This is a genomic window from Marinobacterium zhoushanense (assembly GCF_014641945.1).
GTDB classification, from domain to species: domain Bacteria; phylum Pseudomonadota; class Gammaproteobacteria; order Pseudomonadales; family Balneatricaceae; genus Marinobacterium_D; species Marinobacterium_D zhoushanense.
In genome coordinates this window covers 168,333-193,356 of the sequence record NZ_BMIJ01000004.1, presented here as the reverse complement: position 1 = coordinate 193,356, position 25,024 = coordinate 168,333, and the positions used below count along the sequence as shown (strand labels likewise).

The 25,024-nt window shown below is 57.8% G+C and carries 26 protein-coding genes; 21 read left to right on the top strand and 5 right to left on the bottom strand.

Features of this window, described 5'->3' with window-relative positions:
- Positions 1-15 precede the first annotated feature (15 nt).
- The 4 genes from IEX40_RS10625 to IEX40_RS10610 all read left to right on the top strand — a co-directional run bounded on the left by IEX40_RS10625 (position 16) and on the right by IEX40_RS10610 (position 4,041).
- Positions 16-891, top strand: a complete 876-nt coding sequence (locus IEX40_RS10625; protein WP_229680705.1) for an amidohydrolase family protein — start codon at positions 16-18, stop codon at positions 889-891.
- Positions 892-1,066: 175 nt separating this feature from the next.
- On the top strand, positions 1,067-1,435 hold the full coding sequence (locus tag IEX40_RS10620) for a protocatechuate 3,4-dioxygenase (RefSeq protein WP_188748046.1): 369 nt from the start codon (positions 1,067-1,069) through the stop codon (positions 1,433-1,435).
- Positions 1,428-2,273, top strand: a complete 846-nt coding sequence (locus IEX40_RS10615; protein WP_188748043.1) for a class III extradiol dioxygenase family protein — start codon at positions 1,428-1,430, stop codon at positions 2,271-2,273. The genes IEX40_RS10620 and IEX40_RS10615 overlap by 8 nt, the downstream gene beginning before the upstream one ends.
- Before the next feature lie 202 nt (positions 2,274-2,475).
- Entirely contained in the window at positions 2,476-4,041 is a 1,566-nt protein-coding gene (locus tag IEX40_RS10610) for a sensor domain-containing diguanylate cyclase (RefSeq protein ID WP_188748041.1), read from the top strand.
- 37 nt (positions 4,042-4,078) lie between these two features.
- Here the strand turns inward: IEX40_RS10610 and IEX40_RS10605 are convergent, their stop codons facing one another.
- On the bottom strand, positions 4,079-5,914 hold the full coding sequence (locus tag IEX40_RS10605) for an SLC13 family permease (RefSeq protein ID WP_188748040.1): 1,836 nt from the start codon (positions 5,912-5,914) through the stop codon (positions 4,079-4,081).
- A 374-nt stretch (positions 5,915-6,288) separates the two neighbouring features.
- Positions 6,289-7,128 carry an SIR2 family protein gene (locus tag IEX40_RS10600; RefSeq protein WP_188748038.1) on the bottom strand — a complete coding sequence of 280 codons (840 nt, stop codon included), beginning with the start codon at positions 7,126-7,128 and terminating at the stop codon, positions 6,289-6,291.
- Between the two features lie 445 nt (positions 7,129-7,573).
- On the opposite strand from IEX40_RS10600, the gene nifH reads away from it, so the two are divergent.
- The 7 genes from nifH (at position 7,574) to IEX40_RS10565 (ending at position 13,743) form a co-directional block, all read left to right on the top strand.
- Complete coding sequence (gene nifH / locus IEX40_RS10595; protein ID WP_188748037.1) at positions 7,574-8,449, top strand: nitrogenase iron protein; 876 nt, start codon at positions 7,574-7,576, stop codon at positions 8,447-8,449.
- Positions 8,450-8,558: 109 nt separating this feature from the next.
- Positions 8,559-10,040 carry a nitrogenase molybdenum-iron protein alpha chain gene (gene nifD / locus IEX40_RS10590; RefSeq protein ID WP_188748035.1) on the top strand — a complete coding sequence of 494 codons (1,482 nt, stop codon included), beginning with the start codon at positions 8,559-8,561 and terminating at the stop codon, positions 10,038-10,040.
- A 98-nt stretch (positions 10,041-10,138) separates the two neighbouring features.
- Positions 10,139-11,710, top strand: coding sequence for a nitrogenase molybdenum-iron protein subunit beta (gene nifK, locus IEX40_RS10585; protein ID WP_188748033.1), 1,572 nt, complete (start codon positions 10,139-10,141; stop codon positions 11,708-11,710).
- 80 nt (positions 11,711-11,790) lie between these two features.
- The gene (gene nifT / locus IEX40_RS10580; protein WP_188748031.1) at positions 11,791-12,000 is read left to right on the top strand and encodes a putative nitrogen fixation protein NifT; all 210 of its coding nucleotides are present in this window, start codon (positions 11,791-11,793) and stop codon (positions 11,998-12,000) included.
- Between the two features lie 15 nt (positions 12,001-12,015).
- Positions 12,016-12,732 carry a dinitrogenase iron-molybdenum cofactor biosynthesis protein gene (locus IEX40_RS10575; protein WP_188748029.1) on the top strand — a complete coding sequence of 239 codons (717 nt, stop codon included), beginning with the start codon at positions 12,016-12,018 and terminating at the stop codon, positions 12,730-12,732.
- Positions 12,729-13,004 (top strand): DUF6129 family protein, encoded by a 276-nt coding sequence (locus tag IEX40_RS10570; protein ID WP_188748027.1) that lies wholly within the window; start codon positions 12,729-12,731, stop codon positions 13,002-13,004. The genes IEX40_RS10575 and IEX40_RS10570 overlap by 4 nt, the downstream gene beginning before the upstream one ends.
- Positions 12,994-13,743 (top strand): 4Fe4S-binding leucine-rich repeat protein, encoded by a 750-nt coding sequence (locus IEX40_RS10565; protein WP_188748025.1) that lies wholly within the window; start codon positions 12,994-12,996, stop codon positions 13,741-13,743. Before IEX40_RS10570 ends, IEX40_RS10565 begins: the two co-directional genes overlap by 11 nt.
- 64 nt (positions 13,744-13,807) lie before the next feature.
- Here IEX40_RS10565 and IEX40_RS10560 read toward each other — a convergent pair whose 3' ends face one another.
- From IEX40_RS10560 to IEX40_RS10550, 3 genes are all read right to left on the bottom strand, one after another.
- Positions 13,808-14,734 carry an electron transfer flavoprotein subunit alpha/FixB family protein gene (locus IEX40_RS10560; RefSeq protein WP_188748024.1) on the bottom strand — a complete coding sequence of 309 codons (927 nt, stop codon included), beginning with the start codon at positions 14,732-14,734 and terminating at the stop codon, positions 13,808-13,810.
- Positions 14,735-14,749: 15 nt separating this feature from the next.
- Positions 14,750-15,514, bottom strand: coding sequence for an electron transfer flavoprotein subunit beta/FixA family protein (locus tag IEX40_RS10555; RefSeq protein ID WP_188748022.1), 765 nt, complete (start codon positions 15,512-15,514; stop codon positions 14,750-14,752).
- An 88-nt stretch (positions 15,515-15,602) separates the two neighbouring features.
- The gene (locus tag IEX40_RS10550; protein WP_188748020.1) at positions 15,603-17,654 is read right to left on the bottom strand and encodes an NADH:flavin oxidoreductase; all 2,052 of its coding nucleotides are present in this window, start codon (positions 17,652-17,654) and stop codon (positions 15,603-15,605) included.
- Positions 17,655-17,846: 192 nt separating this feature from the next.
- Here IEX40_RS10550 and IEX40_RS10545 point away from each other — a divergent pair, with 192 nt between their 5' ends.
- From IEX40_RS10545 to IEX40_RS10500, 10 genes are all read left to right on the top strand, one after another.
- Positions 17,847-18,488: a TetR/AcrR family transcriptional regulator gene (locus IEX40_RS10545; protein ID WP_188748018.1), complete on the top strand. Its 642-nt coding sequence runs from the start codon at positions 17,847-17,849 to the stop codon at positions 18,486-18,488.
- A 43-nt stretch (positions 18,489-18,531) separates the two neighbouring features.
- Positions 18,532-19,476 carry an ornithine cyclodeaminase family protein gene (locus IEX40_RS10540; RefSeq protein ID WP_188748016.1) on the top strand — a complete coding sequence of 315 codons (945 nt, stop codon included), beginning with the start codon at positions 18,532-18,534 and terminating at the stop codon, positions 19,474-19,476.
- Between the two features lie 348 nt (positions 19,477-19,824).
- Positions 19,825-21,258, top strand: a complete 1,434-nt coding sequence (nifE, locus tag IEX40_RS10535; protein ID WP_188748014.1) for a nitrogenase iron-molybdenum cofactor biosynthesis protein NifE — start codon at positions 19,825-19,827, stop codon at positions 21,256-21,258.
- Positions 21,251-22,633: a nitrogenase iron-molybdenum cofactor biosynthesis protein NifN gene (gene nifN, locus IEX40_RS10530; RefSeq protein ID WP_188748012.1), complete on the top strand. Its 1,383-nt coding sequence runs from the start codon at positions 21,251-21,253 to the stop codon at positions 22,631-22,633. Before nifE ends, nifN begins: the two co-directional genes overlap by 8 nt.
- A gap of 1 nt (position 22,634) precedes the next feature.
- Positions 22,635-23,108, top strand: a complete 474-nt coding sequence (locus tag IEX40_RS10525) for a NifB/NifX family molybdenum-iron cluster-binding protein (protein WP_188748010.1) — start codon at positions 22,635-22,637, stop codon at positions 23,106-23,108.
- Positions 23,109-23,170: 62 nt separating this feature from the next.
- Positions 23,171-23,638, top strand: coding sequence for a NifX-associated nitrogen fixation protein (locus IEX40_RS10520; protein ID WP_188748009.1), 468 nt, complete (start codon positions 23,171-23,173; stop codon positions 23,636-23,638).
- A 32-nt stretch (positions 23,639-23,670) separates the two neighbouring features.
- Entirely contained in the window at positions 23,671-23,877 is a 207-nt protein-coding gene (locus tag IEX40_RS10515) for a CCE_0567 family metalloprotein (protein WP_188748007.1), read from the top strand.
- A 29-nt stretch (positions 23,878-23,906) separates the two neighbouring features.
- A complete protein-coding gene (gene fdxB / locus IEX40_RS10510) occupies positions 23,907-24,206 on the top strand; it encodes a ferredoxin III, nif-specific (RefSeq protein WP_188748005.1) in 300 nt (99 codons plus the stop codon).
- A 33-nt stretch (positions 24,207-24,239) separates the two neighbouring features.
- Positions 24,240-24,563, top strand: coding sequence for a (2Fe-2S) ferredoxin domain-containing protein (locus IEX40_RS10505; protein ID WP_188748004.1), 324 nt, complete (start codon positions 24,240-24,242; stop codon positions 24,561-24,563).
- A 63-nt stretch (positions 24,564-24,626) separates the two neighbouring features.
- On the top strand, positions 24,627-25,001 hold the full coding sequence (locus IEX40_RS10500; protein ID WP_188748001.1) for a hypothetical protein: 375 nt from the start codon (positions 24,627-24,629) through the stop codon (positions 24,999-25,001).
- The last annotated feature ends 23 nt before the right edge of the window (positions 25,002-25,024 follow it).

Below are 25,024 nucleotides of genomic sequence, written 5' to 3'. Positions count from 1 at the left end.
AGCAGGTGCTGCAAGATGATGGATCCCGATTACCTCCCGTTCCACCCGAACCCAAGCAAGCCTGAGTTCAAGGCTCCTGCCGGTGCCGTCGATGCGCACTGCCACGTGTTCGGTCCTGCGGACCAGTTTCCGTACCACCCGAAACGCAAGTACACGCCCTGCGATGCGCCGAAGGCGAAACTGTTCGAACTGCGCGACTACCTCGGCTTCGAACGCAACGTGATCGTGCAGGCGTCCTGCCACGGTACTGACAACGCGGCGCTGGTCGATGCGCTGGAAAGCGCAGGTGAGCTGGCTCGTGGCGTCGCCGTGGTCGATCCGGCGATCACTGTCGAAGAGCTGGAAGCGATGGACAAGGCCGGCGTGCGCGCCGTGCGTTTCAACTTCGTCAAGCGCCTGGTCGACACCACGCCGAAAGAGGTGTTCCTGTCGATTGCCGAGAAGATCAAACCGCTGGGCTGGCACATCGTTGTCTACTTCGAGGCGCCGGACCTGGAGGATCTGATCCCGTTCCTGAACGAGCTGGACACCACGATCGTTGTCGACCATATGGGCCGTCCCGATGTGGCGAAGGGCGTCGATCATCCGGAATTTCAGCGTTTCATCGAGCTGATGAAGAGCAACGAAAAGGTTTGGGTCAAGACCACCTGTCCCGAGCGACTGACCTTGACGCCGCCGGATTACAGCGACGTGGTGCCGTTCATGAAAAAGCTGGTCGAGCTGTTCCCGGATCGTTGCCTGTGGGGCACCGACTGGCCGCACCCGAACATGAAGTCGCATGTGCCGGATGATGGCAAGCTGGTCGACGTGATCCCGCTGATCGCGCCGACTGAAGAGCTGCAGCAGAAATTGCTGGTCGATAATCCGATGCGTCTGTACTGGGATCGTTGAGGTTTATCCATCGTTCTTCGCCGACCGCTGAGCCGGCGAGGAACTATCGCCCGGATCATTCCGGGCGTCTGCACAAAATAAGCGCCATTCCCGTCTTATCCGTGACAACTGATGTAACCGCGGTGACAGATAACGATAATCGGGCAGGCGCGTCCCCCAACAGGAGGGTACAACAATGACAGATTACAAAATGAAGCCGGTTGAAGGCACCATTCATTTTGATGGTGCTCAGGCGACCAAGGGTTTCAACTTCAACAAGATGTGTTTCTCGTTCAACAACGAAGACGCACGTCAGGCGTTTCTGGCAGATCCGGAAGCCTACATGGAGAAGTTCGAGCTATCTGAAGAGTTCAAGCAGGCCCTCCGTGACAAGGATCTGAACAAGCTGCTCGAGCTGGGCGGCAGCATCTACTACATGGCGAAGCTGGCCGGAATCTTTGGTTGGAACATGCAGGTGATCGGTGGCATGCAGTCCGGTCGCACCACTGAAGAGTTCCAGGCATATCTCGACAGTCAGGGCAGGGGGAAAACAACCAATGGCTAAAATAATCGGTGGTATTACCACATCTCACATTCCAGCCATCGGTGTTGCCATCGACAAGGGGCTGGAGGACACCCCGTACTACCGTGATCTGTTCGCTATTTACCCGCCAATTCGCCAGTGGCTGAATGAAGAGAAACCGGATATCGCCGTGTTGTTCTACAACGACCACGGTCTGGAAATGTGGCTGGATAAGAAGCCGACCTTTGCGATTGGTTGTGCGCCAAAGTACGAAAACGCCGATGAAGGCTGGGGCATCAAGCCAATTCCACCGGTGACCGGTGAAACCGAACTGAGCTGGCACATCGTCAACCACCTGATCGAGAACGACTTTGATCCGACCGTGTGTCAGGACATCAAGGTGGATCACGGCGCCACCGTGCCCATGACCCTGTTGTGGCCAAACCACAGCTACCAGGGCATCAAGGTGATTCCGGTTGCGATCAACTGTGAACGTCACCCAATGCCCAAGCCAAGCCGCAGCTACGCCTTCGGTAAAGCCATTGGCGATGCGATCCGTTGCTGGGAACGGGATGCCAAGGTCGTGCTACTCGGTACCGGTGGTCTGTCTCATCAGTTGGATGGCCCACGTGCCGGTATCCTCAACGGTGACTTCGACAACTACTGTATGGACAAGCTGGTTTCCGATCCTCAGGAACTGTGCAAATTCAGTAACGTGGATCTGATCGAAAAAGGCGGCGCACAGATGGTGGAGCTGGCCATGTGGCTGGCCATGCGTGGTGCGCTGGGCGAGGGTATTCCGGAAGAGCGTCTGCGCAACTATGTATCGCCAATCTCCAACACCGGCGTTGGCGTACAGCTGCTGATTCCGGAAGAGTGATGACTTGAGTTGTGTAGCGTAAGAAAAGGCGGTGTCCGAAAGGGCGCCGCCTTTTCTTTTTTAAGCGCTAGCAACGGCCAAAGGGTTCATACTGACAACAAGGCAGCTTCAGTCCGGGGCTTCGATTGAACGCCTTTTGTGTTTGCGACTATAGTGGAAGGCGATACTCAAAAAATGTATGGGGTTTCATACAAAAAGCCATATGTTGAAGAGACGGGATAGTACCGATCAAGCTGCTTCGGTCGGGCCGGTCGACGAGGACAATAGACTAACCTATCGACAGCACACGCTCTCCAGAGCGGAAGCCGACCCGTTTACCTCAGAACAGGTCCGTCTCCTCTGTTCCAACCTGCGTTCCGCCATTCTTATCAGCATCGCGCTCGCGGTTATTTTTGTCGGTGTGCAGTGGGCTGTATTGGAACCTGACAAGCTACTGCTATGGTCGCTGCTACTCGGTGCAACCCTGATTTATCGAGCGGGTCTGATGCTGCTCTGGCGCGAGGATGTGGGCGTACTGCCCGCGACGGAGGCGAGACGAAGATTACTGCTGTTCCGCATAGGTGTGTTTTCCGGTGCGGCGACCTGGGGAGTTGCCGGTGTTTTCCTGGTGCCGACCTGGAATCCCAGTCATATGGTTTATACCTCTTTCGTTTTAGCCGGATTGTGCTCAGGTGCCGCTACCACCCTGGCGATCGATCGGGTCTCAAGTTTCGCTTTCCTGTTGTTGGCTTTGGCGCCACATTCTCTCTTTCTCATCAGTCAGGACGACACGGTCCCTCAGGGTATGGGCACCATGCTGCTGCTGTTCATGTTTTTCCTGTTGGGGACGACGCACAGCTTGCACCAGCAGCTCGAGGAGAACTTCGATCTGCGGCTGGGGGCGGTCGAGAGTGCTTCACAGTTACGGCAGATGCTGGAAGCCAGTCCGATAGCGACACGTATAGAGGATAGTTCCAGCAAGCGGGTCCTGTTCGCCAATAGCCGCTATGTTTCCCTGGTGGAATCAACCGCTGAAGAGGTGTTTGGTTATGTGTCTCCCGGTTACTACATCAATCCGGAAACACATAATGAAATACTTGAAACGTTGGGGTACGGGGAGTGTATTAGCGATAAGTTGATCGAGCTCTGCACCTTCGACGAGCGAGCACCGGTCAAGTGGGTATTGGCATCGTTCTCACCTGTCGAGTATGAAGGGCGAACAGCGATTCTCGGCTGGTTCTACGAGATTACCGATCGCAAAATCATGGAGGAGCAGGTTGAACATCTGGCTTATCACGATACCCTGACCGGGTTGCCGAACCGACTCTTGATTATCGACCGGTTGCATCAGGCAATCAGCAATGCGGAACGCGAGCAGGAGAGGGTGGCGGTTTTGTTCGTCGACTTGGACGAGTTCAAGCCGGTTAACGATACTTACGGTCACAATGTCGGTGATGTACTGCTTAAAGCGATTGCGAAGCGGATCTCGGGTTGTCTACGTAAATCAGATTCTGCGTCACGCTTCGGCGGCGATGAATTTGTTGTTGTCCTGCCATCGGTGAAGGATGAAAACAGCGCCGTCGAAGTGGCCGAGAAAATACGTCACGCTTTAATCGAGCCGGTTGAGGTTGAAGGCCTGAGCCTGAAGATCTCATCAAGTATTGGTGTGGTGCTTTATCCCGACCATGCAGAGGAGGTCAAACAGCTGCTGAAAAGGGCTGATATCGCCATGTACCAAGCCAAGGCCGAGGGGCGAAACCTTGTCAAAGTGTTCCGGCCGGATATGTAGTCGCAGGTCGAATAACGCCCAGCGTCCGCTTCTACCTTTAACCAAGCCCATAGAGTTTTGGCAGTATCCAGGAAAGTACCAGCCAAACGATAATCGTGAGCGGTATCCCCACCCTCATAAAGTCTGAAAAGCGGTAACCTCCGGCACTCATGACCAAGAGGTTGGTCTTGTAAGCCATGGGGGTGGCGTAACTCATATTGGCGCCAAACAGTACAGCCAGCACGTAGGGTTCAGGCGGCAAGCCCAACTGCTGGGAGATGCTGAAAGCGATCGGAGTGCCGATCACCGCGGCGGCATTGTTGGACACGATATTGGTCAATATCGCCATAATCAGCATCAACCCCGACAGCATGGTTGACGGCGATGCTCCTGCGGATAACGCAACATACAGTTCTGCCAAATAGTTAGCCCCGCCGGTTTTCAGCAACGCCATCCCCAAGGCTAAACTGGCCACCACGATCATGATGACGGGAGTACTCAGCGCCTGCACCACGTCCTGCCACCGCAGGCAGCGGGTGAGGATCATCAGCAGTACACCGGCCACGGCGCTGATAGCGATCGGCATCAGGCCAAGCGCTGCGACCACGACAATGGACGCCATAATCGTTAATGCCAGGGGAGCGAGCTGGGTATGCGGCAAGTCACTGGTCGCATCCAGTACCAGTAGTTCAACACTCTGTTTAAGTGATGCGATCTGCTCCTGACTGCCTTGCACCAGCAGTACATCACCTATTCTCAGGCGCAAATCGCCTAAGTCTGCACTCAGGGTCTGCAGCGTGGTCCCGGGACGATGCAGTGCCAGGATCAGCATATGGTAACGTTCTGCCAATCTGGCATGGGCCAGGGTGGAGCCCTCCAGCAATGAGCCTTGCGTTACGACTATCTCGGCGATCTGCTGATCGTCGGCTCGCAGCGGGTTCTCATCATCCACTCGAACCTCCCCGGCAAACAGGGCTGCATCCAGTGTGCTGGAAAACTCGGTCAGGTTTTCCGGGGTATCGCAGATTCTCAGCCTGTCGCCGGCCCTGAGCATTGCATCGGGAAGCGGCACGATCAGCGTTTCACCGCGGCGGATAGCGCTGATATTCATGTTGCTGCCGACCTTGTCTTGCAGCTCGGACAACGTGCGGCCATCGCTAAAACCATCCTCCTCGATATGCAGTTGGGCAGTGAACAGGCGAGGTGAACTGTCGTCCAGTGACGCAACACGCACAGGCAAAATGCGTGGAGCCACCAGCCATAGGTAAAGGATTGCCACACTGGCGGCTATCGCAGCAGGGAGAAAGAAATCGAACATCTGAAAATGGCGCATGCCAAGATCAGCGGCCACCGCAATGACCAGCAGGTTGGTGGAGGTGCCGATTGTGGTGCCCATACCGCCAACCAGGGTGGCAAAGCCCATGGGCATCAGCATCCCTGAAGCGGGCTTGCCGGTGCGTAGTGCGACACTGACCAGAATGGGAAGCAGCAGCACAACGATCGGAACATTGTTGACAAACGCACTCAAAAAAGCCCCGATCAGCAGGGTCAGTAACAGGGAAAACATCGGGCTGACTGCCCAGAAACGCGCCAACAATCGACCGATCGGCTCCAGCGCGCCGGTGCGTACCAGACCCTGCCCGGCAATCATCAGGGCGCAAACCGCGATCAGTGCTTCATGTCCAAATCCGTGGAACAGGTCTATGGGGTCGACAAGTTCGCCATTGTATCGGTAGGGGAAGAGCGCGAACCCAACAGCCAGTACTACGAGCACCAACAGGCTTGAGGTTTCGAGCGGGATCTCTTCTCGGGTGAACATGAACAGTGCGACTACAATCAACAACAGGATCGCTATTCCATGCCCGTCGGGCAATGCCGGCATTATGCTATCCATCCCTCTACCTCAACAACGTAGTCGCCTAAGTGATTCAATTATAATCGTAAATTCAATTCTCGCCCGCAGTCTAACGAGCATGGACCGCTTGTGTTTGGCTCAGCGTAGGAGTGATCTTGAGTGAAACCGAAACTGTCTTGCTAATACCAGCATCGATTATCCGACGAGTTTTTATTTGGCTGTCTGAATTCGAGCATGTGAAAAAACGCTTTGTTATGGCGTTATTTACTTTTCGATAGGGGCAGTAAATCGAGGTGTTTCTAATCTGCTGACACCTCTGTATGTCAGAGGATGATGTGGTTTATCCGCAGTTAAGTATGCCAAGGCACAACCTTTGGTGCCCGCTCCGGCTGGAAACCGGAGCGGGCTATGCCTTAGGCCGTCGCCAGCTCGGTTTCAGCGCTCAGTAGTGCTTCCCAGTCCTCTTCGATGATCTCGATCTTCTTCAGTTTGCAGAAGCGGCGCTCCTTGTCGGTGGGCTCGGGAATAAAGGCCCAGCCGGCGGGTTCATCGGCGGCGTAGATGATGTCGCTCATCACCATGCGCTGGGTGTCGCGGGTGAAGCGCATACCGAGGAACAGGTACTGCTTCTGCTTGCGGTACTCCTTGAGGAAGGCCGGAATCGCAAAGCCGCCCATCAACTCTGTGATGTAGTCGACAAAGTCGGCGTCGGCGGCGATGTAGTTGGCCTCTGGCCGGGGGGCGCCATGCGGCTTGAACAGGATCGGCAGGGCGGGGTTTACCGCGTCCAGCTCGATCTCCTTGTATGCCGAGCCGTCGTAGTGGAACAGTTTGAAGCGGTATTCGCTGGCCATGATGCGGGCGACGCCCATGACCAGGGTGTGCTCGGTATCGGCGTAGCTGTCCATCAGCTGGGTGTCGCGGTTGATGTCGATAACGTACTGGGGCTTGATCTCGGCCAGCCAGTCATGCAGCTGGCCACGGCTCCACTGCTGTTCACCGTAGGTTTCGTTAAGGAAACGGGTGACGAAGTTACGGCCTTTCTTGTTCTCCATGCTCATGGCAGCACGAGGGAATTCGTACATCAGGCGCGGCGCCATCGGCTGTCCATTGTTCATCGCCAGGATCAGACTGTCGCTGTCTGCGGGGATGGGGCTGCCATCCAGTGTGTTGGTGACATCCTTCAGCGCGCCTGCGCCCAGGTAAGGGACGATCTTACCGCTCTGAATACCTTCTATAAGCTCTTTATACATACCGGTACCTTCCCGAGAGTGTGTGACTTTCTGCGCCGCTCCACCGATCCAGCAACTTGCTAGTAGCAACGGGCACTTCTCAAGCCAGTGCAATAGTTAAGCCATGCGTAAGTTATTGATATTGAGTTCAAATGTATGTCGGTTGAGGGAAAGGAGGGCCGGGATGTGGTGCTTTGTCGTATTTTCGACAGGCCAATAAGGCCCGACAAAGCTCAGGGCTTTTTGTTGGTGTTGCGACAGCAAGAGGTGGGTTTGTCGGGTCGAATACAGCTCGCTTTCATCGTTTCATCGATTAAATTCTAATTAAAACAAGTAGTTATGATCTGATGCCAAAATTGGTACAGCTTTCGCAACGTTCTTGGCGAAGTTACGAAGGCCGAGGCGCTCACAGTGCAAGCTGAGGGGTCTGGGCTCGGAAGCTAAGTCCGAAACGAGGAGCAACACCATGGCAATGCGTCAATGTGCAATCTACGGTAAAGGCGGTATCGGTAAGTCTACCACTACTCAGAACCTGGTAGCCGCTCTGGCCGAAGCCGGTAAGAAAGTAATGATCGTCGGCTGCGACCCTAAGGCTGACTCTACTCGTCTGATCCTGCACTCCAAAGCCCAGAACACCATCATGGAAATGGCTGCCGAAGCGGGCACCGTTGAAGATCTGGAACTGGAAGATGTTCTGAAAACCGGTTACGGCGATGTTAAGTGCGTCGAGTCCGGTGGTCCGGAGCCGGGTGTTGGCTGTGCCGGCCGCGGTGTTATCACCGCTATCAACTTCCTCGAAGAGGAAGGTGCTTACGAAGACGATCTGGACTTCGTTTTCTACGACGTACTGGGTGACGTTGTGTGCGGTGGCTTCGCTATGCCGATCCGCGAAAACAAGGCTCAGGAGATCTACATCGTATGCTCCGGCGAGATGATGGCTATGTACGCTGCCAACAACATCTCCAAGGGTATCGTGAAGTACGCCAACTCCGGTGGCGTGCGTCTGGCTGGCCTGATCTGCAACTCTCGTAACACTGACCGTGAAGACGAGCTGATCATGGCACTGGCTGAGAAGCTGGGCACCCAGATGATCCACTTCGTTCCGCGTGACAACGTGGTACAGCGCGCCGAGATCCGTCGTATGACTGTTATCGAATACGATCCGTCTGCCAAGCAGGCTGATGAGTACCGCGCTCTGGCGAACAAGATCGTTGCCAACACCAAGTTCGTCATCCCGACTCCGATCACCATGGACGAGCTCGAAGCTCTGCTGATGGAGTTCGGCATCATGGACGAAGAAGACACGTCCATCATCGGTAAGACTGCGGCTGACGAAGCCTAAGTACTGCACGTTGTCGGCAGGACGGGCGGTCGCTTGACCGTCCGCTCCGAGGACGGACATGGGGCAGATTAGCCTCTGTTCGCAACCCAACATGTAAAGGAGACAGGTTATGTCTGTCATGTCACGCGAAGAGACCGAAGCGCTCATTAACGAAGTGCTTGAAGTCTATCCTGCTAAAGCTAAGAAAGATCGTGCCAAGCACCTGACCGCTAACGATCACGAGATCGAGCAGTCCAAGAAGTGCATCACGTCCAACAAAAAATCCCTGCCGGGTGTGATGACCATTCGCGGTTGTGCATACGCGGGTTCCCGTGGTGTGGTCTGGGGTCCGATCAAGGACATGATCCACATCTCTCACGGTCCGGTCGGCTGCGGTCAGTACTCTCGCTCTGGCCGTCGTAACTACTACATCGGTACCACCGGTGTGAACGCCTTCGTTACCATGAACTTCACCTCCGATTTCCAGGAGAAGGACATCGTATTCGGCGGCGACAAGAAGCTGGCCAAGCTGATCGAAGAGATCGAGCAGCTGTTCCCGCTGAACAAGGGTATCTCTATCCAGTCCGAGTGCCCGATCGGTCTGATCGGTGATGACATCGAAGCCGTTGCCAAGAAATCTACTGCTGCGACCGGCAAGACTGTTGTTCCGGTTCGCTGTGAAGGTTTCCGCGGTGTATCTCAGTCACTGGGTCACCACATCGCTAACGACGCGATCCGTGACTGGGCGCTGGACAAGCGTGACGACGATAACAGCTTCCAGACCACGCCGTACGACGTTGCGATCATCGGTGACTACAACATCGGTGGTGACGCCTGGTCTTCCCGTATCCTGCTGGAAGAGATGGGTCTGCGCGTCGTGGCTCAGTGGTCTGGTGACGGCACCATCTCTGAGATGGAGCTGACGCCGAAGGTCAAGCTGAACCTGGTTCACTGCTACCGTTCGATGAACTACATCTCTCGTCATATGGAAGAGAAGTACGGCATTCCTTGGATGGAGTACAACTTCTTCGGCCCGACCAAGACTGACGAGTCTCTGCGCAAGATCGCTTCTTTCTTCGATGAGTCTATCCAGAAGAAGGCTGAAGAGGTGATCGCCAAGTACAAGGCTGAATACGATTCCGTAATCGCCAAGTACCGTCCGCGCCTGGAAGGCAAGAAAGTCATGCTGTACATCGGCGGTCTGCGTCCGCGTCACGTTATCGGCGCGTACGAAGATCTGGGCATGGAAGTTGTCGGTACTGGTTACGAGTTCGCTCATAACGACGACTACGACCGCACCATCAAGGAGATGGGTAACGCTACCCTGATCTACGACGATGTCACCGGCTACGAGTTCGAAGAGTTCGTCAAGAAGATCAAGCCGGACCTGATCGGTTCTGGTGTTAAAGAGAAGTACATCTTCCAGAAGATGGGTATCCCCTTCCGTCAGATGCACAGCTGGGATTACTCAGGTCCGTACCACGGCTACGACGGCTTCGCCATCTTTGCCCGTGATATGGACATGACCCTGAACAACCCGTGCTGGAAGCAGATTCAGGCACCTTGGAAAGCAGATGCAGCTGAAGAAGCCGCAGTTGCTGCCAGCGCCTAATTCAGGCTGCTGATGGTTCACGGCCCGTCGGTCGTGAACCCCACTACCCACTTTGACCCGTTTGTTCACAGATTGGTGGCGCGGGAGGAGAGAATGAAATGAGTCAGTCAGTTGATAACATCAAGCCGAGCTATCCGCTGTTCCTCGAAGATGAATACCAGGATATGCTGGCCCGCAAGCGCGACGACTTCGAAGAGAAGCATCCGCAGACCAAGATCGATGACGTCTTTGAGTGGACCACCACCAAAGAGTATCAGGAGCTGAACTTCGCTCGTGAAGCTCTGACCGTCAACCCGGCCAAGGCTTGCCAGCCGCTGGGCGCCGTCCTCTGCTCACTGGGCTTCGAGAAGACCCTGCCTTACGTGCACGGTTCTCAGGGTTGTGTGGCGTACTTCCGTACCTACTTCAACCGTCACTTCAAAGAGCCTATCGCAACCGTTTCAGACTCCATGACCGAAGATGCGGCCGTTTTCGGTGGCCAGAAGAACATGTTCGATGGTCTGGAAAATGCCAAGGCACTGTACAAGCCCGACATGATCGCTGTGTCGACCACTTGTATGGCCGAGGTTATCGGTGACGACCTGAACGCGTTCATCAACAATGCGAAGAAGGAAGGTCACGTCGATCAGGATTACCCGGTACCGTTCGCGCACACGCCGAGCTTTGTCGGCAGCCACACCACTGGCTGGGACAACATGTTCGAGGGTATCGCGCGTTACTTCACCCTGAACTACATGGAAGACAAGGTTGTCGGCTCTAACGGCAAGCTGAACTTCGTTCCGGGCTTTGAAACCTACCTGGGTAACTTCCGCGTCATCAAGCGCATGATGGCTGATATGGATGTGGATGCCTGCCTGCTGTCTGACCCGTCTGAAGTGCTGGATACTCCGGCCGATGGCAAGTTCCGCATGTATGAAGGCGGCACCACCATGGACGAGATCAAGGATGCGCCGAACGCTCTGAATACCATCCTGCTTCAGCCCTGGCAGCTCGTGAAAACCGAGAAGTACGCCAAGAACACTTGGAAGCACGAAGTGCCGAAGCTGAACATCCCGATGGGTCTGGAGTGGACTGACGAACTGCTGATGAAGGTATCCGAGATCACCGGTAAGCCGATCAGCAAGGCGCTGGAGACCGAACGTGGTCGCCTGGTCGACATGATGACCGACTCTCACACCTGGCTGCATGGCAAGAAATTTGCCCTCTACGGCGATGCTGACTTCGTTATGGGTCTGACCAAGTTCCTGCTGGAGCTGGGTGCTGAGCCGATCCATATCCTTTGCAACCACGCCAACAAGCGCTGGAAGAAGGCGATGGAAGCGATTCTGGCCGAGTCTCCGTACGGTGCTGATTGCGAAGTCCATATCGGCAAGGACCTGTGGCACATGCGTTCCCTGTGCTTCACCAACAAGCCGGACTTCCTGATCGGAAACTCTTACGGTAAGGATATTTCACGCGACACCCTGTACAAGGGCAAGGAGCACGAAGTACCGCTTATCCGTCTGGGCTTCCCGATCTTCGACCGTCACCACCTGCATCGCCAGACCACCCTGGGTTACGAAGGTGCCATGCAGATGCTGACCACCATCGTCAACGCTGTCCTGGATCGTCTCGACGACGATACCCGCGGCATGCAGACCACCGACTTCAACTACGACCTGGTTCGTTAATCGATCCGGTTAGGTTGATCGAAACCGGGGCTTGCACCAGCCCCGGTTGTTTCTCCACAAGCTGTAAGCCGAGGTACTCCATGCCAAACGTAATGATCCGTCACAACGAAGGCAAAATGACCCTTTATGTCGCCAAGCGAGACCAGGAGGACGAGATCGCATCGATCGAGTTCAACACAGATGATAGCTGGGGCGGCACCATCGAACTGACTGACGGCACCAAGTACTATATCGATCCGTTGGATGCTCCGCCGAAACTGCCGATTACACTGCGCGCCAAGCGCGGGTAAACAGAGGGTAGAGCCATGGCAGACACACTTTCCCCCGAAGTTGCTCTGCGTATCGGGCTAGCTGCCCGAGCGCTCCCCGACACTGATCCCAAACGGTTAATGATGGTTCTGGTCGACGCGGTCGGATTGCCGATCACACCGACCAAGCTGGGGCGGCTCAAGGTGACCCGTCTCAAGGCCGCCGCCGACGGCGAACTCGGCGATATCGACACCGACTACCTGAAAAAGGCGGTGAGTCTGTTGAAAGGGATAGGCGTACCGGTCGACGAGGCGCCGCAACCCCTGCCCGAGGTGCAAGCCTATGCAGAGGGTGATATGCCCGGTTCCATCCGTGTGGCCTGTGCGTCCAATCACGAGACCCGCGTGGATGGCCATTTCGGTTCCTGCGCGCGCTTCCTGATCTACCAGGTATCCGATAGCGAAGTGCGGCTGATCGATATCCGCAAGGCAGGCCATGCTCCGGATGAGATGGACAAGAACATCTTCCGCGCCGGTCTGATCGATGATTGCCAGCTGCTCTACACCGTCTCCATCGGCGGCCCCGCGGCGGCCAAGGTGGTCCGGGCTGGCCTGCATCCGATCAAACTGCCCAACGGCGGTGAAGCGACCGAGTTGCTGGATGACCTCAAGGGGGTTATCGGCAACAACCCGCCGCCCTGGCTGGCCAAGGTGATGGGTGTCGGCGCCGAAGAGCGTATCAGGTTTATCCAGGATGAGGAGGAGTACGCATGATCGCCGAAGCCACCCTCAATGAGATCTGTGATTTCGCCTCAACCCAGGCACTGGACGAGGTGTTGATCGCCGAGCTGCGCCGCCGCTACCCCGATTATCACTTCACCTGGTGTTTCGAGGACGATATCGGCGCCACCGCCAAACCCTGGGCCGAGCGCGAAACCTTCAACCTCTACCTGGTCAATTCAAGCGATCACTGCTCGAAACTGTCCAATGACGCCGACAGCGCTTCCGGCATCGTGCTGGCGGAGGTGTTCCCGGATGACGACTGAACGTGACGACGGCGACCTGACACCGGTCGCCGACTGTCGCTTCTGCCGCTACAAGGCGGATCTCCTGCTGTCCGGCCGCTGTGTCCCCGGCGATGTCTGCATCGCCGCGCACAGCGGTCGACAGATCGACCGCTTTCTGCGGGTCAATCCGCATCTGGCGATCTACTATTTGCAGGATGCGTTCTGGGAACGTCGCGCTATCGCCGTGCGTTATGCACCGCTGGACGCGCTGGACAAACTGATCAAGGACCCAGACGAGGCGGTGCGCCGTGCCGTGGCCTATCGGCTGCCGCGCGAGAAGTTGCTGGCGCTGATCGAGGACGAGGATCGCGAGGTACGGATCACCGTCGCCGACCGCATTCCGGTCGAGCATCTGGAAAAGCTGGCCAAGGATTCCGACTACCTGGTACGCGCCTACGTCTGCCAGCGATTACCGGAAGGACGCCTGTTCCGCATGATTCGCGACCAGGACCGCCAGGTGCGCAAACTGGTCGCACGCCGCCTGCCCGAAGTCAGCCTGGGCCTGATGATGCACGACCCGGAGGCGGAGGTACGCCGTATCGTCGCCGACCGTCTGGAAGGGGATGCGGTGGTGCCGATGCTGAAAGACGACGACTGGACCGTACGCCTGGCCGCCGCCATGGATGCGCCGCTGGAGGCGCTGCAAGCACTGGTCGACGACCCGGACCCGGAGGTGCGGGATCTGGTGGCGTCGCGGCTTCAGCAGCCTGACGCCTGAACCTCTATGGTTGCAGGCGCTGGCTTTCAAACTGGCAACAGGTTGAGCCTCAACCTTGTCGCGCTTACAGACTTCTTTCCAACTCCGGTAGGGCTTCGAACAGGTCGGCGACCAACTGGTAATCCGCCAGCTGGAAGATCGGTGCTTCCTCATCGCTGTTGATCGCCACGATCACCTTCGAATCCTTCATCCCCGCCAGATGCTGGATCGCACCGGAGATGCCGCAGGCGATATACAGCTCGGGCGAAACGACCTTGCCGGTTTGACCCACCTGCCAGTCGTTGGGAGCGTAGCCAGAATCCACTGCCGCGCGGGATGCGCCTACCGCCGCCCCCAGCTTGTCCGCCACCGGCAGGATGACCTCGTTGAATTTTTCCGCGGAGCCTAGCGCGCGGCCGCCGGAGATGACGATTTTCGCCGATGCCAGCTCCGGACGGTCCGAGGTCGATAGCTGGTCGGCAAGGTGGGCGGATCGCTTCTCGCCGGTCACCGCGTCGATCGGTTCTATTGGCGCCGAACCTGTCATTGCCGCACTGTCGAAACTGGCGGTGCGTACGGTGATCACCTTGACAGCGTCGCGGGAGCGCACGGTCTGAATGGCGTTACCGGCATAGATTGGACGTTTGAAGGTATCTTCGGACACCACCTCGATAATCTCGGACAGCTGCATCACATCCAGCTGTGCGGCTACGCGGGGGAGGATGCTCTTGCCGGTTGTGGTCGCGGCAGCGACGATGGCGGAGTAGTCCTTTGCCAGGGCCAGTATGGTGGAGGCCATGGATTCGGCTAGTTGGTGGTTCAGCTCAGGGTGGTCAACCAAGAGCACCTTGCTGACGCCTGTCAACTGTGCGGCTTCATTGGCTACCGCGGAAATATTGTGGCCGGCAACCAGCAGGTGTACCTCACCCAGTTTCGATGAAGCAGTGAGTGCCTTGGCGGTATGGCTGGAGAGGCGGGTGTTGTCGTGATCGGCGATTAACAGTGTGGTCATGATGCGTCCTCCCGCTTAAAGCACGCCGGCTTCGTGCTTCAGTTTTTCGACCAGCTCCGTGACGCTGGCGACTTTTATGCCCGCCGAGCGTGTTTCCGGCGCACGGGTTTCGATCACCTCCAGACGCGGGGCGATATCGGCTTCGCTGAGCCCAAGGTCCGCCAGAGTTGGCTTGGCGACCGGCTTCTTCTTTGCCTTCATGATGTTGGGAAGCGAGGCGTAGCGCGGCTCGTTCAGGCGCAGATCGCTCGTCACAACAGCTGGAAGCTTTAGCAGCACCTTTTGCAGGCCGCCATCCACCTCTCGCGTCACCTTGGCACTGGTCGCGTTGACCACTTCAACATCGGAGGCGAAGGTACCCTGGGCCCAGCCCAGCAGGGCCGCCAGCATCTGGCCGGTCTGGTTACAGTCGTCGTCGATCGCCTGTTTGCCCAGAATCACCAGCCCCGGATCCTCCTGCTCGACCACCTTTTTCAGCAGTTTGGCTACTGCTAACGGCTCGATGTTGGTATCGCCAGTGTCCACCAGCACACCACGATCGGCACCCATGGCCAGCGCGCTGCGCAGGGTCTCTTCCGACTTGCTGCTGCCGATGGAGACCACCACCACTTCAGAGGCGTTGCCGGCCTCTTTCAGCCGAATGGCTTCCTCCACGGCGATCTCGTCGAACGGGTTGATCGACATCTTGACGTTGTTGAGCTCGACACCGGAGCCGTCACTCTTGACCCGGACCTTGACGTTGTAATCGACCACGCGTTTGACGGCGGCTAAGACTTTCATGCGGTTAACCTTCTTTCTAAAACGGGGTATTCAGGGGCGTTTAGGTCCACCGCTAGTCATCTTGCCCATCGGTAGACCCGCCGGTGATTCAGATATCCTTCATCAGACGCAGGGCGTCATAGATGGCGGCGTGGGTGTTGCGGGCTGACACCGCATCACCGATCCGGAACAGCTGGTACTTGCCTTCAGGATTACGTTCGACGGACTGCGGCGTACCGTTGATCAGCTGATCGTGGGATACCTCCCCCAGGTTGAATGACTGCGGCTTCAAATCGAAATACAGATCATCCATTGGAATCACGCCGTGGTTCACCACCACTTGGTCAAATTCTCGCTCTTGGGCAACGCCGCCCCCGCCACTGCCAAGATAGTCGCTGCCGATAAGCGCCTTGAGACCTGTCGCGGTTTTCTCGACCGCCTGCAGGCGATAGGTCACGGTAAAGCGGGTATCCAGCCTCTGCAGGGTGCGCATGTAGGGCACCAGGTTCATCGCCATCACCTCGGGGGCGAAGGCGCGGTCGGGCGTTATGATCTCGACCTTGGCGCCGGTTTTGGCGATGACCTCCGCCGCCTGCAGTCCCGAATGATCACCGGCATCGTCATACACCAGGACGTTCTTGCCGGGTTTTACATCGCCGGAGATGATGTCCCAGGCGGAGATCACATGCTCGTTGCCCTGGGTAAGCACCTCGGTATGGGGGAGGCCGCCGGTGGCGATAACCACCACATCGGGTTTTTCCGCTTCGATCTCTTCGCTTTCCGCGTAGGTGTTGAACTGAAAGCGCACGCCGAGACGCTCGCACTGCGCCATACGCCAGTCGATGATCGAGATCATCTCGCGACGCCGCTCACTCTGTGACGTCAGGCGTATCTGGCCGCCGGGCTGATTCGCTGCTTCAAACACCACCACCTCATGGCCGCGCTCACCGGCTACACGGGCGGCTTCAAGGCCGCCGGGGCCGGCGCCGACAATGACGACTTTCTTGCGGGTCTCGGCCTTGGCGATCTCATGTGGCATGGTCTCTTCACGGCCGGTCGCCGCGTTATGGATACAGTAGGCGGAGCCGCCCTGGTAGATGCGGTCCAGGCAGTAGTTGGCGCCGACACAGGGGCGGATCTCATCTTCTCGCTTCTCGATGATCTTGCGCACGATATGGGGGTCGGTCATATGCGCCCGGGTCATGCCGACCAGATCGACCTTGCCCGACGCGACCGCATGGCGCGCCGTGGCCACATCGGAAATCTTCGCCGCATGGAACACCGGAAAGTCGGTGGCGGCACGAATCTCACCGGCGAAATCCAGATGCGGGTTGTTCTGCATACCCTGGATCGGGATGGTATCGGTCAACCCAGCGTCGGTGTCGATGTGGCCGCGCACCACATTCAGGAAGTCGACCATGCCGCTATCCCTGAGACGACGGGATATCTCCAGGCCATCCTCCCGATTGAGGCCGTTGGGCAGCATCTCGTCACCGGTGTAGCGCATGCCGACGATGAAGTCGGGACCCACGCGTTTACGGATCTCGGTGAGCACATCGAAGGTGAAGCGCAGGCGGTTATCCAGTGAACCGCCGTAGGGGCCGTCCAGTTCGTTGGTCAGCGGTGACCAGAACTGGTCCATCAGGTGACCATAGGCCTGGAGTTCGATGCCATCCATACCGCTGGCTTTCATGCGCTCGGCGGCATCGGCGTAGTCCCTAATGATGCGCTCGATATCCCAGTCTTCCATCTTCTTCGGGAAGGCGCGGTGCGCCGCCTCACGATGGTGGGACGGCGATACCACGGGCAGCCAGTTGCCCTTGTCCCAGCGTGTCCGACGGCCCAGATGGGTGAGCTGAATCATGATCGCCGCGCCCTGTTCGTGGACGGCATCGGTCAGGTCTTTCATCCAGGGCACCACCTCGTCTTTATAGACGAGCAGGTTGTTGAACACGGGCGGACTGTCCTTCGATACCGCTGCCGACCCCGCCGTCATCGTCATCGCGACACCGCCCTTGGCGCGTTCCACATGGTAGGCGCGGTAGCGCCCCTTGGGCATGCCGTCCTCAGGGTAGGCGGGCTCGTGGGCCGTCATGATGATGCGATTGCGCAGGGTCAGGTTCTTGATTTTATATGGCTGCAAAAGCGGGTCATTGGACATGATCGGGCTCCGGCTCGGTGTCTGTTGGTTGGACCCATGTCTCGTTTACCGGGACGTCGTCAGGGGGTGTTGAGATCGATCCTAGGTAGAATGTACAGGTCTGTCAAGTATATGTACTGGTGTGTTCATTATTGCCGGTTGCGTGTACTTTTCGTGGGTTGATTGGGTATAAAGGCGGTTATGAATAAGGCTATGAATAAGAACATGTCGAATGAGAGTGGTTGGCGTGGATCGCCGGATCTCTGGCTGGATGCTGCCGGCGAGATCCTGCTCGAGTCGGGTGTCGAGGCCGTCAAAATCGCCGCCCTGGCGAAAAAACTGAAGCTGTCGCGGACCAGTTTCTACTGGTTTTTCCAGGACCGGGAAGAGTTGCTGGATGCGCTGGTGCAGAAGTGGAAAGACAAGAACACCGGCAGCATCATCCGGCAGTCGCAGGCCTATGCCGATTCGCTCGCTGAGGCCACGCTCAATGTGTTCGATTGCTGGCTGGATAAGACGCTGTTTGATTCCAGGTTTGAGTTCGCCATGCGCAGCTGGGCGCTGCAGTCGAAAGCGATACTGGATGAGGTCCAGCGGGCGGATACACAACGTCTGGAGGCGCTCACCCACATGTTCATCCGCTACGGCTTTGAGGAAACCGCCGCCGATGTTCATGCGAGGACGCTTTATCTGGTTCAGATCGGTTACATCTCCATGCAAACGGATGAATCCCTCGAGATCAGAATGAAGCGCATACCCGAGTACATCAAAACCTTCACCGGCAAGTATCCGAAGCAGAACGAACTGGAGCGGTTCTACTTCAAACACGGATATACGGAGACAAGCGCCGAATAATGGCCGCATCAAACTCGACACAAGCATTGCCCGAGAGACCGCTATGATTCCCAGCATCATCAGCTACGATTCAGCTATTGATCTTGTTACCTGGACGGGTGCGATCGAAGCGCTACGCGCTGGCCATCGGATGCCTAAAGCCCGGGTGGGGGATCTGTTTCTCGGCCCGTCCGATGCGACACTGTTAAATCGTGCCGCTTACATCGAGGGGGTCGGCTACGGCGTAAAGGCGGTTACTGTCTTCGATCAAAATCCAGCAGCAGGACTGGAAACCGTGCAGGGGGCCATGCTGGTGTTTGAACCTGACCATGGCTGCGTGAGCGCCGTGATCGACAGCCGACTGGTCACGGAGCTTAAAACGGCCGGCGATTCGGTGTTGGGGGCGCAACTGCTGGCCCGGCCTGACAGCCGACATCTGCTGATAGTTGGCGCGGGCACGGTTGCAGCCAACCTGATCAAGGCGTATGTGGAGGGTTTTCCAGCGCTTGAGAAGATCAGCGTTTGGGCCCGGCGCTACGAGAAGGCGGAGGCGCTGGTTGAGGCGATGCGCGCGCTGCCGCTCGATGTCGATATCGTTGCCGTGCCGGATCTCGCGGACGCCGTAGCTCAGGCGGATATTGTCTCCACCGCCACGATGGCCAGGGATCCGATCCTGAAAGGGGAGTGGGTAACGCCAGGTACGCATGTGGATTTGATCGGTGCGTTCAAAGCGGACATGCGTGAAGCCGATGACGCGCTGATCGCATCGAGCTCGTTATTTGTTGACTCCCGCGAGACCACGATCCGCCATATCGGTGAACTGAAGATACCGATCGAGGCGGGCGTCATTTCGGCAGAGTCGGTGAAAGGGGATCTGTATGATCTGGTGCAGGGTAAGCCTGCCAGGCAATCTGCCGACGAGATCACGGTTTATAAAAATGGTGGCGGCGCCCATCTCGATACGATGATTGCCATCTACATCAGTAAGGTGATGAAGGCTTCGATCTAATCCAAACGGGTTAGCCTGCATTCCTGCGCTATTTTATCGGACTTTTTACCTCTCGGGATAATCCCGTCGTTCTGGGGACTGATACCCCTCGCTTGTCCATCTCTATCCCCGCTGAATCGCTACTTGTCCGGTTATTTGATCCTGTGCCGGTGTGTTGGCCGTCGGTTTTGTTGTGTTCCTACCATGCCACGTCCTGCATGTGACTTTGTTGCCTTTCCAACATGTGTTGGCGCTGGGGTATCTCGTTAAATCAATAGGTTATGACTGGCATATCGGTTGCAAGTTGGTTATGGACAGATGCTTTTGCTGTGTCTGAAAGCTATCAACGCCGTGCACTCGGAGGGTCAGATGAAAGCCAAGGATATTGCTGAACTGCTGGACGAACCGGCATGTGAGCACAACAAGAAGGAGAAATCCGGTTGTGCCAAGCCCAAGCCTGGCGCCTCTGCCGGTGGTTGTGCCTTTGATGGCGCGCAGATCGCGCTGCTGCCGATCGCCGATGTGGCCCATATCGTCCACGGCCCAATCGCCTGCGCCGGTAGCTCCTGGGATAACCGTGGCACCCGCTCCAGCGGCCCGACCCTGTACCGTATCGGCATGACCACCGACCTGACCGAACAGGATGTGATCATGGGCCGGGGCGAGAAGCGCCTGTTCCACTCCATCAAGCAGGCGATCGACAACTACAGTCCGGCGGCGGTCTTCGTTTATAACACCTGCGTCCCGGCGCTGATCGGCGACGACGTGGATGCGGTGTGCAAGACGGCCACCGAGCGTTGGGGCGTGCCGGTGGTGCCGGTAGACGGTGCCGGTTTCTACGGCACCAAGAACCTGGGTAACCGCATCGCCGGCGAGGCGATGTTCAAGCATGTGATCGGCACCCGCGATCCCGACCCTGTACCCGAGGCGGGCAGGCGAGAGGGGATCAAGGTGCACGATGTGAACCTGGTCGGCGAGTACAACATTGCCGGTGAGTTCTGGCATGTGCTGCCGCTGCTCGACGAGCTGGGCATCCGTGTGCTCTGCACCCTGTCCGGCGACGCCCGCTTCCGCGAAGTGCAGACCATGCACAAGGCGGAGGTGACAATGATGGTCTGCTCCAAGGCGATGCTCAATGTGGCGCGCAAGATGGAGGACAAGTATGGCATCCCCTGGTTCGAGGGCAGTTTCTACGGCATCACCGATACCTCCCAGGCGCTGCGCGATTTCGCCCGACTGATCGATGACCCCGATCTGACCCAGCGCACCGAGGCACTGATCGAGCGCGAAGAGAAACGCATCCGTAGCGCGCTGGAGCCCTGGCGTGAGCGTCTCGCAGGCAAGCGCGTGCTGCTCTATACCGGCGGGGTGAAATCCTGGTCGGTGGTCTCGGCGTTGCAGGATCTGGGTATGAAGGTGGTTGCCACCGGCACCAAGAAGTCCACCGAAGAGGACAAGGCGCGCATCCGCGAGTTGATGGGCGAGGACACCAAGATGATCGAGGAGGGCGGGGCCAAGGAGTTGATCAGCATCGTGCATGAGTACAAGGCCGACATCCTGATCGCTGGCGGCCGTAACCTGTATACCGCACTGAAGGCGCGCATCCCCTTCCTCGATATCAACCAGGAGCGCGAGTTCGGATACGCCGGTTACGCAGGGATGTTGGAGCTGGTCCGTCAGCTGGCGCTGACCATCGAGAGCCCGATCTGGTCCTCGGTGCGCGAACCAGCGCCCTGGGGCGACTACGGCGACAGCATCGAGCCGCTGCAACTGACCGAGGTGCCGGAGGTGAGCCATGGCTGAGATCAACAAGCGTAAAAAGGCGTTGGCGGTCAGCCCGCTGAAAGCGAGCCAGACCATGGGCGCGGCGCTGGCCTATCTGGGCTTTAACCGCAGCATGCCGCTGATGCATGGCAGTCAGGGCTGTACGGCGTTCGCCAAGGTGTTCTTCGTACGCCACTTCCGCGAGCCGATCCCGCTGCAAACCACGGCGATGGATCAGGTCAGCTCGATCATGGGCGCCGACGACAACATCGTCGAGGCACTGAAGACAATAAGCGAGAAACAGAAACCGGCGCTGATCGGCCTGTGCAGTACCGGGCTGGCGGAAACCCAGGGCTGCGATCTGAACGGTGCGGTGGGCACCTTCCGCCGCCGCCATCCGGAATTCGACAAAGTCGCGGTGGTTTCGGCCAATACACCCGATTTCAGTGGCTGCTTCGAGACCGGTTACGCGCTGGCGCTGAAAGGAATCATCGAGTCGCTGGTGCCTGAATCCGACCGCGCTGGACGTCGTCAGCGTCAGGTCAATGTACTCTGCGGCAGCTTCCTGACACCGGGCGACCTTGAATACATCTGCGACACGATCGAGAGCTTTGGCCTGCGCCCGTTGTTGATCCCCGATCTGTCCGGTTCTCTCGATGGCCACCTGCCCAGTGAGGAGTACAGCCCGCTGACTACCGGTGGCCTCACCCTGGACGAGCTGGCCACCTGCGTCGAAAGCCGGGCCACGCTGGTGATCGGTGCATCGCTGGTCGAGTCCGGCCAGTTGCTGGAGCAGCGCAGCGGTGTGAAAAGCTACAACTTCTCCCATCTGCACACACTGCAAATGGTGGATCGCTGGTTGATGACGCTGGCTGAGATCTCCGGTAGCGAGGTGCCAGGCCGCTGGCGCAAGCATCGCGCCCAGCTGCAAGACGCCATGCTCGACACCCACTTCATGCTCGGTCAGTTGCGTGTCGCGATTGCCGCGGATCCCGACCTGTTGCTGGCGATGCACGATCTGGTGGTCAGCATGGGCGCCGAGGTGGTCACTGCTGTTGCATCGGCAAGAGGACCGGCGCTGACCGAGCTGGCGCTGCCGCAGGTGCAGATCGGCGACCTGGAGGACCTGGAGCAGGACGCCCGCGAATATCGTGCGGAACTGCTGATCGGCAACAGCCATCTGGCGGAAACCTCGCACCGGCTGCACGCCCCGCACCTGCGCGCGGGGTTCCCGCAGTACGACTATGTCGGTGGTTTTCAGCGTGTCTGGTGTGGCTATCGTGGCATCCAGCAAACCCTGTTCGATATCGCCAACCTCAAGCTGTCGCAGCATGAGGAGATCAAGCCCTATCACTCGATCTACGCCCAGAAACAGGATGGCGAGCCAACCATGAGGATGGCCGCGGGAGCGTGATATGACACCGCTGACACGACGGCTTGAGGTCGTCGGTAGTGCACAGGAGCTGGAGATCCTGCGTGTCGCCTTTGCGACAACGGATCGGGAAACGGTGAACCAGCACTTCGGTTCAGCGCTGGCCTTTGCCGTCTACGGCGTCAACGACCGCACCTCCTGGCTGATCTCGGTGTGTGAGTTTGCCGACGTCAGCGAGGAGGACAACGAGGACCGGTTGCCTGCGAAGATCGAACAGCTGTCCGGTTGTGCCGCTGTGTATTGCCGTGCCTGCGGGGCATCGGCGGTACGCCAGCTGCTGGAGAACGGTATCCAGCCGGTCAGGGTGACCGATGAGGCGCTGATCGGCGACCTGCTGTCCGCGTTGCAGGATGAGCTGCGTGAGGGGCCGTCCAGTTGGTTGGCCAAGGCGATTCGTCGGCAGCAGGACGCGCTGAAACGTTTTGATTCGATGGAAGCCGATGGCTGGGACGAGTAACCGGTCCCGAAACACAGGTTTCAGGTTCCAAATAACAGGTTTCAAACCTTTGGAGAACAACTATGAACGATATGACGATTGAGCCTGGCTCTGCCTCTTTGGCCGCGCCGTTTATCAAGCAGATGATCGTCCAGCTGCGGGCGATGGACAGCTACGGCACCTATGACACCTGGAGTGACGAGAAGGTGCTGGATCCGATGATCCTGACCAAGGCGCGCCGTCGTGAGATCCCGGTGGTCGGCGACCCGGATGAGGTGGTCGTCTCCCGTATCAAGGCGTACTACAACGCCATCGCCGTGCGCGTAGAGCAGGAGTGCGGCCTGATGGCGGTGCCGATGATCAACCTGAGTCACGAAGGTTTCGGCCGTGCGCTGATCATGGTCGGCAAGCTGGTCGTCATCGACAAGGCACTGCGGGATGTGCACCGCTTCGGTTTCGACTCCGTCGAGAAGCTGGACGAGGAGGCTGAAAAACAGGTTGCCCGCGCGCTGACCAATATCGAAAAGTTCCGCGCCGCCGCGGAGGACTGATCCAGATTTTGAAGTTGCAGTAGGGGGGACCTATGACCGACGAAGAATTGAAAAAACTGCAGAAAGAGGCCCGCAAGGCGAAGCGAATCGCCACCGAGTGCGCCTCGGCGGTCCATGACCTGGTCGAGGACAGCCTGTGGACCGATTATTCGAGCCTGCCCGAGCTGGCTCAGAAAACCGTTGATGCCTGTCTTGCCTGGAAAACCGCCCAGGAAAAATTAGATGCCCTCGAAGGTTGATTAGAAGGGCCGATCAAGGAGTCCGTGAAATGTCTGCAGAGCTTATAAAAGGGCGTACCCGCGGCGGTGCCGAGTGGGTGCCCAGTTTCGTCACCGATCTGAACCAGCATACCTGCATCGGTTGTGGTCGTTGTTACAAGGTATGTCCACGCGATGTGTTCGAACTGGTCGAGCGTGGTGAGGCGCTGGCCGATGATGACGACGATTTCGATGATGATGACGAAATGATGGTGATGGCGATCGCCAACTCCGACGATTGCATCGGCTGTCAATCCTGCTTCCGCGTCTGTCCGAAGCAGTGCCATACCCACGAACCGGCTGCGGCCTGATCGTATTTGCTAACAGTGTAGAGGAACAGGATCATGCCAAGACCTCAAGCTCATGTATTCGTATGCAGTCAGCAGCGCCCCGAAGGGCATCCACGTGGCAGCTGCGGCGCGGTGGGAGCGTCCATTGTTGCGCAGACCTTTTCCGAGGAGATCGCCAAACGCAACCTGTTCCAACAGTTCGCGGTAACAGCGACCGGTTGCCTCGGCCCCTGCCATCTCGGTGCCAATGTGCTGATCTATCCGGGTTCACACCTTTACAAGGCGGTCAAGCCGGCGGACGTGAGCCGCATTATCGAGGAGCATCTGCTCGGCGGTAATCCGGTGACCGAGCTGCTTGCGCCCGAAGCGGAATGGTAATAGCCGAATGGTAAGTGAGTGGTAGGTGAGTGATAGCCACACTCGTTTGAAGGGGGACCAACGATGGACAGTGCCACCCAGGCGCTTGTTGAAAGTTATAGGCCGCTGCTCGATGCCGCCTGCGTAGCAGGACGCGAACGGCTGCACAAGACCGGTATCGATATGGCGATGTTGCCGGATACGGATCAGTTTCGCTTTGAACAGCGGACCGATCCGTACACCGGTGAGCCGACGCTGAACGGGCGCTGGAGTCTGGATGGCAGCCAGCGACGTGCTCAGTTGGTGGTCAATGCCGACGGCTCGCTGATGCTGGAGTGCGACCTGCTCTGTCCGCACCCTGGTCACGAGGGGCGCTGGGCGGAACAGCTCAGCATCTGGGGACGCGACATTGACAGTCTCAAGTCGGAGATAGCACTTCTGGCCCAGCTTGAAGGCTAGAACCCTGGCAGGCTAATCATCGG